General features: G+C 60.6%; 14 protein-coding genes and 2 pseudogenes. 3 read left to right on the forward strand and 13 right to left on the reverse strand.

All coding sequences use genetic code 11. The features are described from left to right. Positions 1-120 precede the first annotated feature (120 nt). The 3 genes from AB4N76_RS11975 to AB4N76_RS11985 form a co-directional block, all read right to left on the reverse strand. On the reverse strand, positions 121-705 hold the full coding sequence (locus AB4N76_RS11975) for a YceI family protein (RefSeq protein WP_046029788.1): 585 nt from the start codon (positions 703-705) through the stop codon (positions 121-123). A 31-nt stretch (positions 706-736) separates the two neighbouring features. Beyond that, on the reverse strand, positions 737-1,288 hold the full coding sequence (locus AB4N76_RS11980) for a cytochrome b (RefSeq protein WP_046029787.1): 552 nt from the start codon (positions 1,286-1,288) through the stop codon (positions 737-739). A 262-nt stretch (positions 1,289-1,550) separates the two neighbouring features. Then, on the reverse strand, positions 1,551-3,302 hold the full coding sequence (locus tag AB4N76_RS11985; RefSeq protein ID WP_077431121.1) for a flavin monoamine oxidase family protein: 1,752 nt from the start codon (positions 3,300-3,302) through the stop codon (positions 1,551-1,553). A 221-nt stretch (positions 3,303-3,523) separates the two neighbouring features. Between AB4N76_RS11985 and AB4N76_RS11990 the strand changes: the two genes are divergently transcribed. Together AB4N76_RS11990 and AB4N76_RS11995 are read left to right on the forward strand one after the other, a co-directional pair. After that, positions 3,524-4,930, forward strand: coding sequence for an adenosylmethionine--8-amino-7-oxononanoate transaminase (locus AB4N76_RS11990; RefSeq protein WP_046029785.1), 1,407 nt, complete (start codon positions 3,524-3,526; stop codon positions 4,928-4,930). Between the two features lie 146 nt (positions 4,931-5,076). Next, the gene (locus tag AB4N76_RS11995) at positions 5,077-5,796 is read left to right on the forward strand and encodes a 16S rRNA (uracil(1498)-N(3))-methyltransferase (protein ID WP_046029784.1); all 720 of its coding nucleotides are present in this window, start codon (positions 5,077-5,079) and stop codon (positions 5,794-5,796) included. 85 nt (positions 5,797-5,881) lie between these two features. Here the strand turns inward: AB4N76_RS11995 and trhA are convergent, their stop codons facing one another. Next, positions 5,882-6,499, reverse strand: a complete 618-nt coding sequence (gene trhA, locus AB4N76_RS12000; RefSeq protein WP_046029783.1) for a PAQR family membrane homeostasis protein TrhA — start codon at positions 6,497-6,499, stop codon at positions 5,882-5,884. 183 nt (positions 6,500-6,682) lie between these two features. On the opposite strand from trhA, the pseudogene AB4N76_RS12005 reads away from it, so the two are divergent. Then, positions 6,683-7,597: pseudogene (locus tag AB4N76_RS12005) on the forward strand (LysR family transcriptional regulator). Between the two features lie 113 nt (positions 7,598-7,710). Here AB4N76_RS12005 and madM read toward each other — a convergent pair. From madM to mdcA, 9 genes and pseudogenes are all read right to left on the reverse strand, one after another. Further along, complete coding sequence (madM, locus tag AB4N76_RS12010; protein WP_046029781.1) at positions 7,711-8,475, reverse strand: malonate transporter subunit MadM; 765 nt, start codon at positions 8,473-8,475, stop codon at positions 7,711-7,713. A gap of 1 nt (position 8,476) precedes the next feature. Continuing rightward, positions 8,477-8,893, reverse strand: a complete 417-nt coding sequence (gene madL / locus AB4N76_RS12015) for a malonate transporter subunit MadL (protein ID WP_046029780.1) — start codon at positions 8,891-8,893, stop codon at positions 8,477-8,479. Between the two features lie 65 nt (positions 8,894-8,958). Beyond that, positions 8,959-9,870: a malonate decarboxylase subunit epsilon gene (gene mdcH / locus AB4N76_RS12020; RefSeq protein WP_077431117.1), complete on the reverse strand. Its 912-nt coding sequence runs from the start codon at positions 9,868-9,870 to the stop codon at positions 8,959-8,961. After that, the gene (locus AB4N76_RS12025; RefSeq protein ID WP_046029778.1) at positions 9,867-10,487 is read right to left on the reverse strand and encodes a malonate decarboxylase holo-ACP synthase; all 621 of its coding nucleotides are present in this window, start codon (positions 10,485-10,487) and stop codon (positions 9,867-9,869) included. The genes mdcH and AB4N76_RS12025 overlap by 4 nt, the downstream gene beginning before the upstream one ends. Beyond that, positions 10,481-11,284, reverse strand: a complete 804-nt coding sequence (gene mdcE / locus AB4N76_RS12030; RefSeq protein WP_046029777.1) for a biotin-independent malonate decarboxylase subunit gamma — start codon at positions 11,282-11,284, stop codon at positions 10,481-10,483. The genes AB4N76_RS12025 and mdcE overlap by 7 nt, the downstream gene beginning before the upstream one ends. After that, positions 11,281-12,144: a biotin-independent malonate decarboxylase subunit beta gene (locus AB4N76_RS12035; protein ID WP_046029775.1), complete on the reverse strand. Its 864-nt coding sequence runs from the start codon at positions 12,142-12,144 to the stop codon at positions 11,281-11,283. Before AB4N76_RS12035 ends, mdcE begins: the two co-directional genes overlap by 4 nt. Next, positions 12,137-12,436, reverse strand: a complete 300-nt coding sequence (locus AB4N76_RS12040; protein ID WP_046029774.1) for a malonate decarboxylase subunit delta — start codon at positions 12,434-12,436, stop codon at positions 12,137-12,139. The genes AB4N76_RS12035 and AB4N76_RS12040 overlap by 8 nt, the downstream gene beginning before the upstream one ends. Continuing rightward, positions 12,436-13,310: pseudogene (locus AB4N76_RS12045) on the reverse strand (triphosphoribosyl-dephospho-CoA synthase). Before AB4N76_RS12045 ends, AB4N76_RS12040 begins: the two are co-directional and overlap by 1 nt. Continuing rightward, positions 13,310-14,980, reverse strand: a complete 1,671-nt coding sequence (mdcA, locus tag AB4N76_RS12050; protein ID WP_460164485.1) for a malonate decarboxylase subunit alpha — start codon at positions 14,978-14,980, stop codon at positions 13,310-13,312. Before mdcA ends, AB4N76_RS12045 begins: the two are co-directional and overlap by 1 nt. Positions 14,981-15,519 lie beyond the last annotated feature (539 nt).

Genomic DNA, 15,519 nt, shown 5'->3' on the forward strand with positions numbered 1-15,519 from the left:
TTTTTTATGCACTAACGTAAACCTGTAGGAGCAAGGCTTGCCCGCGATGGGTTCACCTCGGTATTGCAGGTGTTGCCAATTGCGCTATCGCGAGCAAGCTCGGCTCCTACGGTCTCAGCATTACTTCGCTTTCACACCTTCAAAGGTCACGTACATCTCAACCGCATCGGACGATGGGCCCAAGTCTTTTTGCTTGCCGAAATCGGAACGCTTGAGGCTGAAAGTACCCTCAAAGCCTGCACGGTAGCCGCCCCATGGATCCTTGCCTTCACCCAGGAAAGTAGCCTTGACCACGATTGGCTTGGTCACACCGAGGATTGTCAGATCACCAGCCACGTCAGCAGTGTCTTTGCCAGCGGCGTTTTTACCGGTGGATTTTACGCTGGTGGAAACAAACGTGGCTTTGCTGGCGTTCAGGAAGTCTTTGCTGGAGATGTGCTTGTCACGCTCGGCATTGTTGGTGAAAACGCTCGCAGTGTTGACGTTGAACTCGATCTTGCTGTCTTCCGGCTTGGCAGCATCGAAGCTGAACTTGCCGTCGATGTCCTTGAAAGTGCCGGTGATGAAGCTGTAACCCAGGTGACTGATCTTGAAGTCAACGAAGGCGTGCTGGCCTTCTTTGTCGACGGTGTAGTCAGCTGCCATCACGTTAGCGGACAGCAGGGCGGAACCGATTGCCAAAGCGGCGAGCGTCTTTTTCAACATGTCTTGTATTCCTTGGGGGGTAAGTTGAACTTCAGGCCTTGCGGCCCAGCATTCGTTTGAGGGTCACATCACGGTCGATAAAGTGGTGTTTCAATGCTGCCAACGCATGGAGACCGGAAAAAATCACCAGCGCCCACGCCAGGTAGAGATGAATCGCACCCGCGTTATCTGCCTGGTCCGGTAGTCCGGAAACCAGTGCAGGCACTTCAAACCAGTCAAACACCGGAATCCCGACACCCTCTGCGGTGGAAATCAGGTAACCGGCAATCATCACAGCGAACAGACAGAGATACAGAAAAGCATGCCCGAACATGGCGCCGAGGCGCGTCATGCGGCTGTAGCTGGTCAGCGTTGGCGGCGGTGGGCTGATGAAGCGCCACAACACACGCAACACCATGACACCCAGCAGGATCAGACCGATGCTCTTGTGCAGATCCGGTCCTGCCTTGCGCCAAGGGTCGTAGTAGCCGAGATCGACCATCCACAGACCCAGACCGAACAAACCGAACACTGCCAGCGCTACACCCCAGTGCATGAAGATGCTGACCCAGCCGTAGCGAGAGATAGAGTTTCGTAGTTGCATTGCCAAGTCCCTGTAAGTTCTGGCCCAAGACTATCGAGTTATCTATCGAATTAAAGCCGAAAATTTCGCTTTGAAATATCGAGAAATACGATCAAGAGCTTGAAATAGGCGTGTTAAGGAAAGATTAAAGACCAACGTGTGAGAAAAAATGAAGTCCAACTAAAGAACACCTGCCCCCCGGTGTTTATTCGACTCCTGGTCCTGGTTTTCTACAGGCATAAAAAAACGCGACATTGCTGCCGCGTTTTTTTAATCCCGACGCTTACTGCGTCTTGGCATCCGCTACCGGAGTCGTAGCGGGCTTGGCCGCTGGCTTCTTCGCGGTCTCAGCTTTCTTCGCCGGAGCCTTTTTGGTTTCGGGTTTGGCTGCCGGTTTCTTCGCCGGAGCTTTGGCCGGCGCCTTTTTGGCGGGTTCGGCTTTCACGGGTGTTGCAGGCTTCGGTGCTTCAACCGGTGCCGGTGCAACGACCGGTGCTGGGATCGGTGCTGGTGGAGCGACAGGCTCAGGCGCCTTGACCGGCTCTGGCTTCTTGTCGTCATCCGAACCGCCGAACAGGTTGCTGAAGAAGTTGCCTTTCTTCGCCGCCACGGCGCCGGCCGCCGCAGCAGCTGCTGCCGGACCCACTTTAGCCGGTTCAAACGACTTGCCCGCCGCCAGGTCTTCTACCTGACTGGCTGCACGCTGGCCAGTGCGCAATGCGCCTTCCAGAGTGCCCGGGTACAAGGTGTCGGTGTGTTCGCCTGCGAAGGTTACACGCTGAATCGGACGTTCCCACAGACGCCAGAACTTGCTGATCTGGCCTGGACCGAAGGCCAGGTAGGCACCGCCAGTCGATGGGTCGGTGCTGTAGCGACGGATTTCATAACCGGTGAACGAACCACGCGCCTGTGGATAGAACGTGTGCAGACGGATCAACACCTGATCGACCATCTGTTTGTCGCCGAACGCCTGCATCACCCGCGCGTTGTCGCCGGACAGGTTAATCACTACGTTGGCGCCGCCCTTCAAGGCAGGCTCGATCCACAGCATGCCCAGCCCGGTGTTGCTGAAGACTTCGCCGGACATGCGCGCCTTGGGTTCCCACACAGGCGTCTTGAACTTGAGCATGATCTGGTCGCGCCAACCGTAGTTGGTGCCTTTGATCGCACCCAGGTGCTGGGCGTCCAGCGCCGGGGTCATCTGGATCTTGTTCAGCGCGCGCAGCGGCACGGCCAGTACCACGTAGTCAGCCTGATACCCGACGTTGTCGACTTTGACGGTGACGCCGTCCTTGTCCTGAATGATTGCCGAGACCGGGGAGTTGGTCTTGATGGTTTTCAGTTGCTTGACGAACGCCTGGGCCAGCACCGGGCTGCCGCCGACCAATCGCGAAGCGCGCAGGTCACGATCGGAAATGCCACGGTAGACACGGCTTTGCTGTGCGAAGTACAGCAGAGACAGACGCGAAGGTTCGTCGTAGCGGCTACGAATCTGCTGGTTGATCAACTGACGCGCAGTGGCCGGCAGGTTCTGCTTGTCGAGCCAGTTGGACACGGTGATCGAATCCAGCGATTGCAGCGTGTTGGTAGCGAGCGGGTTCAGCGGGTCGTCAATCGAGCGCGCCAGATCGTCCAGGGTCTTTTCGTAGCGCTTGATCGCGTCGGCGGTGGCCGGTTGCTTGGTCGTCAGATCAGCGGCCGAGAAGTACTCGCCATCGATCAGGTAGCTTGGGGTGCGCACGAATTCAGGGGCCGGCGTGGTGCTCAGCTTGAAGGTCGACACGTACTTGTTCAGCACCGGCTGGGCCTTGTCGTTGCCTATCCACTCGCTGGTGGCCATCCCGGAGCGACCGCCCAGGCTCGATTTGGCTTCCAGCAACGTGACCTGCCAGCCTTTGTTCTGCAGTTCGTAAGCCGCGGTCAGGCCGGACAGCCCGCCGCCGATCACGATCGCGGTTTTATCCTTGGCCAGCGCAGACACGCTGAACAGCCCCAACATCACCAGCGCACAGGCGCGCAGCCAACCGACAGACATTCAGCGAACTCCGGAAATCATGAGAAAAATGCAGTTTTACGAGTCAGTCGACTCCAAGAACCGCGAAGGATACGTCAGGCTTCAGACGCCCGCCAGCAACGTCTATCGGCCCATACAAAGTAGCTCAATCGACACAATGGGTTGTCCCGGCGCGACGCATTGCATAGGCTTGCGCGATTGTTTACCCGCCTACGTCACGGGTAGCCTCCAGGAGACAGAAAATGGGCCTGAATAAACAGTGGATGGAACGCGATCTCGCGGTGTTGTGGCATCCCTGCACCCAAATGAAAGACCACGAACAACTGCCGCTGATCCCGATCAAGCGCGGTGAAGGCGTTTGGCTGGAAGACTTTGAAGGCAAGCGCTACCTCGACGCTGTCAGCTCCTGGTGGGTCAACGTGTTTGGCCATGCCAATCCGCGCATCAACCAGCGCATCAAGGACCAGGTCGATCAACTGGAGCATGTGATCCTCGCCGGCTTCAGCCATCAACCGGTGATCGAGTTGTCCGAGCGCCTGGTGAAGATGACGCCGGAAGGCCTGACCCGGTGCTTCTACGCCGATAACGGTTCGTCCTGCATCGAAGTCGCGCTGAAAATGAGCTTTCACTACTGGCTCAATCGCGGCCAGCCGAACAAGAAGCGCTTCGTCACCCTGACCAACAGCTACCATGGCGAAACCATGGCGGCGATGTCGGTGGGCGACGTGCCGCTGTTCACCGAAACCTACAAGGCCCTGCTGCTGGACACCATCAAGGTGCCGAGCCCCGATTGCTACCTGCGCCCGGAAGGCATGAGCTGGGAAGAACATTCGCGCAACATGTTCGCGGCCATGGAACAGACCCTGGCAGAGCATCATGACACTGTCGCGGCAGTCATCGTCGAGCCGCTGATTCAGGGCGCTGGCGGCATGCGCATGTACCACCCGGTGTACCTCAAGCTGCTGCGCGAAGCCTGCGACCGCTATGGCGTGCACTTGATCCACGATGAGATCGCCGTCGGCTTCGGCCGCACCGGCACGATGTTCGCCTGCGAACAGGCGGGCATCCGCCCCGATTTCCTGTGCCTGTCCAAGGCCCTGACTGGCGGTTACCTGCCGCTGGCGGCCTGCGTGACGACCGAAGACGTCTACAGCGCCTTCTACGACGACTACCCGACCCTGCGCGCCTTCCTGCACTCGCACAGCTACACCGGCAATCCGCTGGCGTGCGCGGCAGCCCTGGCAACGCTGGACATCTTCGAAGAAGACAACGTCATCGAGAACAACAAGGCCCTGGCGCAGCGCATGGCCTCCTCCACCGCGCATCTCGTCGACCATCCGAACGTCTCGGAAGTGCGCCAGACCGGCATGGTGCTGGCCATCGAAATGGTCAAGGACAAGGCTACGAAAGAAGCTTACCCGTGGCAGGAACGTCGCGGCTTGAAGGTGTTCCAGCATGCATTGGAACGGGGTGCTTTACTTCGTCCGTTGGGCAGCGTGGTGTATTTCCTGCCGCCGTACGTGATTACGCCCGAGCAGATCGACTTTCTGGCGGAAGTCGCCAGCGAAGGCATCGACATCGCCACGCGCAACAGCGTCAGCGTGGCGGTGCCGAAAGACTTCCATCCCGGCTTCCGCGATCCAGGCTGATTGATTTCACTTGGACTACTGTGGAGCCTGGACCGCCGCCATCGCGGGCAAGCCCGGCTCCCACAGTTGACCGCATATACCCTGTAGGAGCCGGGCTTGCCCGCGATGAGGCCGCCAGACTTTCACACCTTTTTCAGAGACCCAAGATGAGACTGTCCCGCTTCTTTATCGACGCCCCCCTGAGCACCGGCGAGCATGAGTTGCCCGAAGCCCAGGCCCATTACATCAGCCGCGTGCTGCGCATGGCCGAGGGTGATGCGTTGCAGCTGTTCGACGGCTCGGGCCATGAGTTTCGCGCCACGCTGGTAGAAGTCGGCAAGAAGCGCGTGGTGGTGCAGATCGACGAAAGCTTCGCCGGCCAGGTTGAATCGCCGCTGGCGATCCATCTGGGCCAGGGCTTGTCCCGTGGCGAGCGCATGGACTGGGCCATCCAGAAAGCGACAGAACTGGGCGTGACCGAAATCACCCCGATCTTCAGCGATCGCTGCGAAGTCCGCCTTAAAGACGAGCGCGCCGACAAGCGCCTGATGCACTGGCGCCAAGTGGCGATCAGTGCGTGCGAGCAATGTGGACGGTCGCGGGTGCCGGTGATTCATCCGCCGGTGTTGTTGGCGGATTGGCTGAAGCAGACAGACGCCGAGTTGAAACTGGTCCTGCACCCGGTGGCTGAGCCGTTGGTGAGTCATGCGAAGCCTGCGACGCTGGCGTTTCTGATCGGCCCGGAAGGCGGGTTGTCCGACGCTGAAGTCGATCAGGCTAAGTCGGCCGGGTTCCATGCCGCCCGCCTCGGTCCTCGGGTGTTGCGCACTGAGACCGCGCCGGTGGTTGCGTTAGCTGTGGCTCAACAGCTTTGGGGTGATTTCTAGGGCCCTTTTGCGAGCAGGCTCGCTCCTACATTGAAATGCATTTCAATGTAGGAGCGAGCCTGCTCGCGAATGGCCGCGACGCGGTCTAAAGGACATAAAAGAAAATCGCCACAAAGTGCAGCAAGCTCCCGGCAATCACAAACAAATGCCAGATCCCATGGGCATGCCGCAGACGATGATCGAGGGCGAAAAAGATAATCCCCACGGTGTACAACACCCCGCCCGCCGCCAGCCAGGCAAACCCCGCACTGCCCAACGCCGCGAGCAATGGTTTGACCGCCACCAGCACGATCCAGCCCATCACCGCGTAGATCACGATCGACAGAATCCGCGCTTCCGACCGCGGTTTTATCTCTTGCAGGATGCCGATCAGCGCCAGCCCCCAGACAATCCCGAACAACGTCCAGCCCCACGGCCCGCGCAGGGTCACCAGGCAGAACGGTGTGTAGCTGCCGGCAATCAGCAAATAGATCGAAAAGTGATCGACCTTCTGCATGATCGCTTTCTTGCGCCCGCGCACGCTGTGATAAACGGTCGAGGCGCTGTACAGCACCAACAAAGTGAAACCGTAAATCGCCACGCTGACGATTTTCCATGGGCTGCCGTCCATGCTGGCGATCACCAGCATCCACACCACACCAACCGTTGCCGCCACCGCCCCGACCAAATGCGTCCAGGCGTTCAATCGTTCCCCGTGGTACATGCGTTGCTCACCTCAAAATTTGATGCAACATCGCGCAAACTGTGGGGGCTGTCGAGTGGAACGAGGTTGTGGTCAGAAATTCGCAGCCTCGTTTCACTCGACAGCTCCTACACAGCTCCTACATAGCTGCTACAAAACATCGCATGCGTGCACAATCGAGCCATTCGAATAAGAGTCCGGGCCATGCTGATCGACGAAGAATTGACCCTGAAAAAGCTCGAGGTGTTCCTGGCCTTCATGCGCACCGGCAATCTGGCTCGCGCCGCCGCCGAGTTGCAGACCAGTAACGTCAGCGTCACAGGGCGATCCATTCCCTGGAAAGTGCCTTGCGCTGCCCGCTGTTCAAACATGAAGGTCGTAACCTGACACCGCTGGAAAGCGCTTACGTGCTCGAAGAAAGAGCGCAGAAACTGATTCAGGACGTGGTCGAAACTGTGCGCCTGACCCGTGAAGCCGCCGGTTTTTCTGCCGGAACGCTTCAAGCTTGGCTCGCTGTACTCACTGACAGTGAAGACCGTGCCGCAGCTGATCATGGGCCTGAAGATCCGCCGCAGCGAACTCAACATCGACCTGATCCTCGGTTCGAACTTCGACCTGCTGTACAAGCTCAAGAACATGGAAGTCGACGCGATCCTGGTGTCGCTGGACGACAGCGTCAACGACCCGGACTGCGAGCAGATCCCGCTGTTTTCCGACGACATCTTTCTCGCCACGCCGGCGGATTCAAAGTTCGCCCAGCGCACGGAAGTTGATCTGGCCGAAGTGCGCGACGAGACATTCATTACGCTGACCCAAGGCTTTGCCACGCACCAGGACGGTAATCGGGTGTTCAAGCAGGCGGGGTTCGAGCCGAAGGTGGCGATGCAGGTCAACGACATCTTCACCCTGCTGAGCATGGTCAGCTCGGGCGTGGGTTATGCGTTGCTGCCGGGGAGGATTGCGGCGGTGTATGAGAACCGGGTGAAGCTGATCCCCTTGCAGGAAAAGTACCGGCTGCAGCAGCACATCGGGGTGGTGTTCTTGAAGGCCAAGGAGCGCGACCCGAATTTGCTGGCGTTGTTGGCAGAGTGCCGGATGTATGCCAATCGCCAAGCCTGAAACCTGTGGCGCCTGCATCGCGGGCAAGCCACGCTCCCACAAGAACTGCGCAACTCTTGTGGGAGCGGGCTTGCCCGCGATGACGTCATTACAGTCAGCGAAGATCCAGCGGCTTAGCCAACAATCGCGCGAACAATGAAGTACAGCAGCGAAGGCCCAAGCAAGCACCCAAGCCCGGTGTGGAACGTCGCCGTCAACGCCCCGTAAGGCACCAACCGCCGATCCGTCGCGGCCAAGCCTGCGGTCACCCCGCTGACCGTCCCGGCCAACCCGCCGAACACCATTGCCGAACGCGGGTTATCCAACCCCATCCAGCGTGCGGCCATGGGTGTGCCGACCATCACCAGAATCGCCTTGATCAACCCGGTGGCAATCGACAACGCCACCACGTCGGAACTTGCACCAATTGCCGCCCCGGTCACCGGCCCGACGATGTACGTCACAGCGCCCGCACCGATGGTGGTCATGCTGATCGCATCACGATAACCAAACACCCAAGCCATGCTCGCGCCGACAATGAACGGCAAGATCGTGCCCAGAAGCAGCGCAATCACGCCGATCAAACCAGCCTTTTTCGCTTCGGTTGCTTGCACTTCGAATGCCGTGGCGACGATCGCAAAGTCTCGCAGCATGGCGCCGCCCATCAGACCGATGCCGGAAAACAACGTCAGGTCCGCCAGGCCTTTTTGCCCACCGGTCAGGGTGCCGCCGACCCAGGCCAACACCAGCCCGATGACAATGGCAATCGCCGACCCGTGAATCCGTCCGAATGTCAGACGCTTCGACAAGACAACCGACACCCACATGATCACGCCTACAAAGGCAAACGCGGTCACCAGACCATTAGCGGTCAAGCCTTTATCAATGAGTTCCCACATATCAGCGACCTCCTACTGGTGTGCCGACCGGGGTAACTTCCGCCGGTTCATCGGGCAAGGGTTCGCCTTTGTGGGTCCGGCTGATCAGCGCAATGGTGCAGCCGCAGATCACCACTGAACCAATCGCCGCGAGCACCGCGACCGGGCCGCCGTGCAGCGCGGTGACGACGTTCTGTTGCGCGGCCATCGCGACCACCACCGGAATGTACATGGCGCCCCAGAAGCCGACGCCCATCTCGCAATCCTTGGTCATGCCACCGCGCTTCTGCATCCACAACCGCGCGCAGATCAGCAGGATCATCGCGATCCCGACCCCGCCGACGTTGGATTTGACGCCCAGTAACACGCCAAGCGCGTCACCCATGATCACCCCTGCCAGCGTACAAATCGCCAACAGCGCCACACCGTAAATAATCATTGTTGTAGTCCTCAAAATGCATCGTCGAATGTTGTTTTTGTTGTTCGAAGGCCTGAGTCGGAGGTCTAGAGTTGGCGGCTTCCCTCCTCACGCAACAGCGCCTGCAAGGTATCGAGCCGCGCACCGTCGAAGGCAATCACGGTGCCTTGCTCGAACACCCGGCGCGCCAGCCCGGTCAGCACCGCACCGGGCGGCAATTCGATCTGAAGTCGTACGCCGCGCTCATAGGCGCTTTGTACCGTGCCACGCCAATCAACGACGCGGCACATGTTGAAAGCGAGGTCATCGCGCACCGCTTCGGGGTTGATCAGCGGCCGGGCGCGACTGCCGCTCAGGTAGCCCAAGGTCGGCGTTTTCAATGACACCTTGGCGAATGCTTCCGCCAGAATTTTTGCCGGCCCCTCCAGTAGCGGGCAGTGCGAAGGCACGCTCACTGCCAACCGTTTGGCCAGACCGGCACCGTGACCTTTCGCCAACGCCGCCACTGCTTTCATTGCCTCGTCGCTGCCGGCTATCACCACCTGGTTATCGGCGTTGATGTTGGCCAGGTAAACCGGTGTGTCGATGCTGTGAACCTGCGCCAGCAGTTTTTCCACGGTGGATAAATCCAGACCGATGATCGCGGTCATGCCATAGCCCTGTGGATAAGCCTGCTGCATCAGTTCACCGCGCAGACTGACCAGATGCAGCGCATCGCTGAAACTCAAGGCACCCGCGACCACCGCTGCCGGGTAAGCGCCAATGGATAACCCGGCCACGTAATCGGGCTTCATCGACAATTGTCGTGCCGCCGCGACGCCTGCGATCAACAGGCAAAGCTGAACCGCCCTCGTCGACCTCAATGCCTCGGCGCCATCGAGCCACAGTACGTCCTCGCCCAGCACATCACTCGCCTCGTTCAACACGTCCCGAGGCAAGCGCTGCAGCATGCCTGGCTGTTGCGCGCCCTGGCCGGGGAACACCAGCAAACTGCTCACGCTGCTTGCTCCTGCGGCTTCCAGGGGTCGCTGACCAAACAGGCAACCCGGTCGTTTTTCAGCAAGACCTGAGACGAAGACCGGGCCCATTCGCGCAGTGCGACGGCGCCAAACGGTGTCTGCAATTGCATGTCCACCCGACACTCAGCGGTGTCGAGAACCGTCACCAATGCCTGCGCTTGAGTACGGCTCAGCGGCTGCGGTGTGCGCAGAATCAAATCGAGATCGCTGCGCTCATGCAGCGCGGAAAAACCGCTGGCCAATTCGAAACCGGCGCTGCCGCTGATACCCCATATCCAACCGCAGGCGTCGAGCATCGGCCGCAGTTGCGCCAGTGCTCGCAGCGCCGGCAGATCGCGAGTCGACTCGACATGACTGAGGTCTTCCGGCCTGACCCGACGCGAAATCGCCGTGATTGCCATCGACGTTGCATAACGCTGCTCGCGCAAACGCCCACGCACCCCGACCGCGATGTGATCCGGCGCCGTCATCGCGCGCCGAACCACTACCGGCTGACCCGCGCAAATCGACTCGACCACCCACGCAGGCGCATCCGCAGGCAACTGCTCTGGCGTCATCCCCCAGAGCAAGTCGTGGGCCAGGAGCGTATTCACCACTGCGCTCTCAGCAGTTGGCGAACCTGGCTGGAGGCGGCGCGATGGGTCGCGCCCAAGCGGCTGCTCAAGTCGCGTCCCTTGGCGGCGACATCCTCGATGGCCAGGCTCAGGCATTCCGTCACCCGTGTAAGGTCCGCCGCCGTGGGTTGTTCGATCTGCTCCACCGACAAGGTTTCCCAGAGCAATCCAAGGCTGGCGTAGCTGTCGATGTCATAGGCCATCGGCGGCACGCTGGCAGCCAACGTCTCCAGCTCTTCGACGCTGCGCAAGGTCACCCGGGCCGCCGAGGCCTTGCCCATGGCATGCACCATCACCCCCGGATCACGCAACGCAATCAGGCGGTTGGCCTGATAACCGTGAGCCAGAAACGCCCCGGACATCGCCTTGCCCACCAGCAAACCGATCACAGCATGGCCGGCCAATCGAGCGCGGGCATAACTGTCCGCCGCCCCGGCCAAGGCCTGATGAATCCCGAGCGCTTCTTCGCGCCGACCGTACGCCTGACTCGGTACATCGACGATGGCGATCAAGGCACGCTTGTGTGGTTTGTCACGGTCAGCGGCGATCACTTCATCCACGGCTTTGGCCAAGCCCCAGCCTTCGAGCAAACCCACTTCACCGTTGCGAGCGCGGACAAAACGGTTGTCCGGATCAGCCACCACCGCAATAAACCGCGCCGGCTGACTACCCAACACACCATCGGCCACTTTCAACGAAGCCGGCAAACCCTCAACCGGTTTGGCGCCTGCACTCAAGGCGTTGAACCAGTGCAGCCCTCTCAGGGAATACGAACTCATGAGCGTTCTCCTTGGTACAGATCGCGAACCGTCGCCGCTTCGATTTGCGGCCCGGCATCGAGGCGGGCCAACCGCTGCAGGAACAGATCGGCCTGACGGCTGCGTTGTTGCGCAGGCAAACCTTGCTGCAGCAATTCACTCACCTGCTGCTGAATCTGCGCCACATCATCGGCGACATAACGATCCACCAAACCACTGGCGAACCGTTGCTCGCCACCGGTCAGGCTCCAGATGAATGGCCGGTCACGGGAGTCGTACTCCTCAAGGCCCGCTTCCTGTTCGATCACTTGCGGACCATTCAGGCCAAGGCGCGCTTCCTGGGTCACGAGCAAATAGCTGCACAACCCGGCGGCAATCGACATCCCGCCAAAGCAGCCGACGCTGCCGGCCACCACACCCATCACCGGTTGGTATTGGCGCAGATCGACAATGGCCGCATGAATATCGGCAATTGCCGCCAGCCCGAGGTTGGCTTCCTGCAAACGCACCCCGCCGGTTTCCAGCAGCAACACGGCGCGGGTCGCAATGCCGTTGCGGTTGTCTTCAGCGGCCAGTTCCAGCGCGCCGGCCATCTTCGCTCCGCCGACTTCGCCGAGGCTGCCACCCTGAAAGGCGCCTTCAATGGCCGCGATCACCACCGGCAATCCACCGATGCTGCCCTTGGCGATGATCACGCCGTCGTCCGCTTGCGGCACCACGCCCTGGCGCGACAGCCACGGCGACATGACGCGCTGGAACGGGTCGAGCAATTCACGATAGGTGCCAGGGTCAAGCAAGGCTCTTGCTCGTTGCCGGGCGCCGAGTTCGACGAAGCTGCGTCTTTGTAGGTATGGCTGCAAGAGTTCTGCGCTGTCAGTCATGGCCGATCTCCTCAAAGCCTTGCTCCAGACGCAAGCGCACCACGCCGGGGGTCGCGCCGAAATCGTGGATATCGATGTCCATCGCCGGCGGTGTCTGGCCCTCGAACATCCGCGTAAACAGATGCTCCCAGCGTTGTTCGCTGCCATTGACCGAGGTTTGCACGGTGATCGTCAGCTTGCCGGCCTGACCCGGTTCGATCAGCACTTCCAGATCGCCCGAGCCGACACAGCCCACTAGCGTGCGGCCCCGTGGCGGTTGGCCGGCGGGGAATTCAAAGGATAAGGTTTCCATCAAAAAGCTCCCTGGGTGAGGCCGTCGCACGACTCGATACGGTCGACAAACAGGCAGGCTGCGAGCAAGTCGGCAGCGCCGCCGGGCGAGGCATTCAACGCGATTAATTGTTCATCCAGCTCATGCAAACGACGGCGACCGGCGAGGCTGGCACTGCCGCCGGCGTCGAGGACCGCTTGAGCCCCCTCTGCATGGTGTGCAGGCCTTGCTCACCGGCGCGATAGAGCACGCAGGTGTCGGCCAGCGTTGTCATGATTGCCAGCAAGGCATCGAGTCGAGCGTTCTGCTCGCCGTGGCCAGCGGCGCGGCTGCGTTTGAGTTGCGGCAGTGCACGCTGGATCACCGCCGGAAAGCCCAGCTGCGCTTCTTCACGAGCACCGCGTGCGCCGTAACGCCGGGCGACTTGAGCGCCATGGCTGAGCGGGCGCGGGGCATGGCGGTCGTCGAGTAACGCCAGGCGTGCTGCGCGTAACGACACGCTGCTGGCGCCAGTGGATTGAGGGTCCAGCGCAGCGCCCGTGACTAACAGCCCCAAGGCCCAGATCGCCCCGCGATGGGTGTTGATGCCGCCGGTGGTGTCGAGCATGGCGTGCTCACCTTCGCGACCAATCCGCCCCACTGCTTCACGCAGCGGCAAACCGATTTCGCCGAACTCGATGGCGGCTTCAGCCATTTCTCTAAAGGCCGGCCACAACGACAACGCCGAAGCGTGCATCAGTCCCAAGTGCAGGTCGGTGTGTGCGCCGTTGCCACGACGATCGACCAGCGCCGGTTTCGGCGACAGGTCTGCTTCGTCGATCAGTACGTCCACCGCCAAGTCTGCCAATTGCTCGGCCAGGGTCAGGGTTTTCGGTTGCAGGTTAAGTGCGTGCATTACCAGCTCCTGAACTTCGCGGGTGGGTTGTAGAGGCCACCGGACCACTCCACCAGGTCAGCCACACTTTTCGCCGCGAGCAATTCGCGGGTGGCGTCGGTGCGGCGGATGCCGAGGTCTTCGGGCAAGGCAATCAGGCCTTCGCGGCGCATGCGCGCGGTGTCTTTGGGGTTGTGGCGCAGGCCGATGACGGTCACTCCGGCGACGGCGGCGATCATCGCCTGGCGTTCTTCCAGCGAGCGCGCCTTGTACAGGTAGGCGATGCCTTCTTCGGTCAGCAGGTGGGTGACGTCGTCGCCGTAGATCATGATCGGCGCCAGCGGCATGCCGCTTTTCTTCGCCACCTCCACCGCGTCGAGGGTTTCGACGAAGGTTGGTTTGCCGCCCTCCTGGAACGTCTCGACCATTTGCACCACGAGTTTTTTACCGCGTTCGAGCAGCGGCTCTGGCCCGTCGGTGTGGCGCATGTCGAGCCAGGCTGGCGTGCCATGACGGCGACCGCGTGGGTCGTGGCCCATGTTCGGCGCACCGCCGAAACCGGCGAGGCGTCCACGGGTTACGGTGGAAGAATGACCATCACCGTCAACTTGCAGCGTGGCGCCGATGAACAGGTCCACCGCGTATTGCCCGGCCAGTTGGCTGAACATCCGGTTGGAACGCAGCGAGCCATCGCGCCCGGTGAAGAACACGTCAGGTCGTGCGGCGATGTAGTTTTCCATGCCCAGTTCGGTGCCGAAACAATGCACGCTTTCGACCCAGCCGCTTTCAATCGCCGGGATCAAGGTCGGGTGCGGATTGAGCGTCCAGTTGCGGCAGATTTTGCCTTTGAGGCCGAGGGATTCACCGTAGGTCGGCAGGATCAGTTCGATGGCGGCGGTGTTGAAACCGATGCCGTGATTGAGCGACTGAACGTTGTGTTTTTCGTAGATGCCGCGGATCGCCATCATCGCCATCAAGATGTGCACAGGCTTGATGTGCCGTGGGTCGCGAGTGAACAGCGGTTCGATGTAGAACGGCTTGTCGGCCACCACCACGAAATCGACCCACGAGGCGGGGATGTCGACGCGCGGCAGGTCGCTGACATCGTCGACCAACTGGTTGACCTGAACGATGACGATGCCGTCGCTGAAGGCAGCCGGTTCAATGAGTGCGGGAGTGTCTTCGGTGCTCGCCCCGGTGTAGATGTTGCCGGCACGGTCGGCCATGAAACCGGCCGAGAGCACGACGTTGGGAATCAGGTCGACCACCAGCCGCGCATAGAGCTCGATGTAGGTGTGGATCGCGCCGATTTCCAGCAGGCCGTCTTCCAGCAGCTGGCTGATGCGCAGGCTTTGGGTGCCGGCGAAGGAAAAGTCGAGTTTGCGGGCAATGCCGCGTTCGAACAGGTCCAGATGCTCGGCACGCCCGACGCTGGGCATGATCATGTGCAGATCGTGCAGCTTGGCGGGATCGGCCTTGACCAGGGAACGGGAGAGGAAATCCGCCTGCTTCTGGTTATTGCCCTCCAGCACCACACGGTCGCCGGGCAGGATCAACGCCTCCAGCGCGGCGACGATTTTGTCGGTGGGCAACACCACACCGTCGGCCAGATCCTTGACCAACGCCAGACGCCGCTGCTTTTCGCTGCGTCGGCGCGTCCATCGCGAGTCGGGGGATATTGTTGTTGTCATGACCACTCCACGGGTTCGCTGTCGTGGGGTCACCTTAGGAGTGTTGGGTGGGGGGCATCAATCAAGCACAGAGACGGATCGTTACGGTCAGGGTAATGATCGCCTAAACGATCGTTCCCACGCTCCGCGTGGGAATGCCTCAAGGGACGCTCCGCGTTCCAGCTCTGAATGGGACGCGGAGCGTCCCGGGCTGCATTCCCACGCAGAGCGTTGGAACGATCAAACCGATCAGTCCCAAAAAAGGACCGATAGGTCGCTTTTTGGGAATCTTCAACTTTTGCCAGCCGATTGGGATTTTTGTGTTTAAAAGTTTGTAAGCAGGAAGGGTGCGAGGCTACGCACTCTGGCGTCGCCGCCTACAGCAATGCCGGAAGCCGCTGACTGGTGGGGTTTTGCGCTGAGCTTTATCGTTTGTGGGTCGCTGCCAATTCAGCGGCCGGGTCTGGAATCCCGAGGTGTAGAAGGCGCAATAGCGCCCCCTCATGACGTATGCTTGCGCACCTTTAATGTGTGTACTCCGTTATGGCGGCTGTGCGCGG

The organism is Pseudomonas sp. S2_F03 (genome assembly GCF_054668335.1).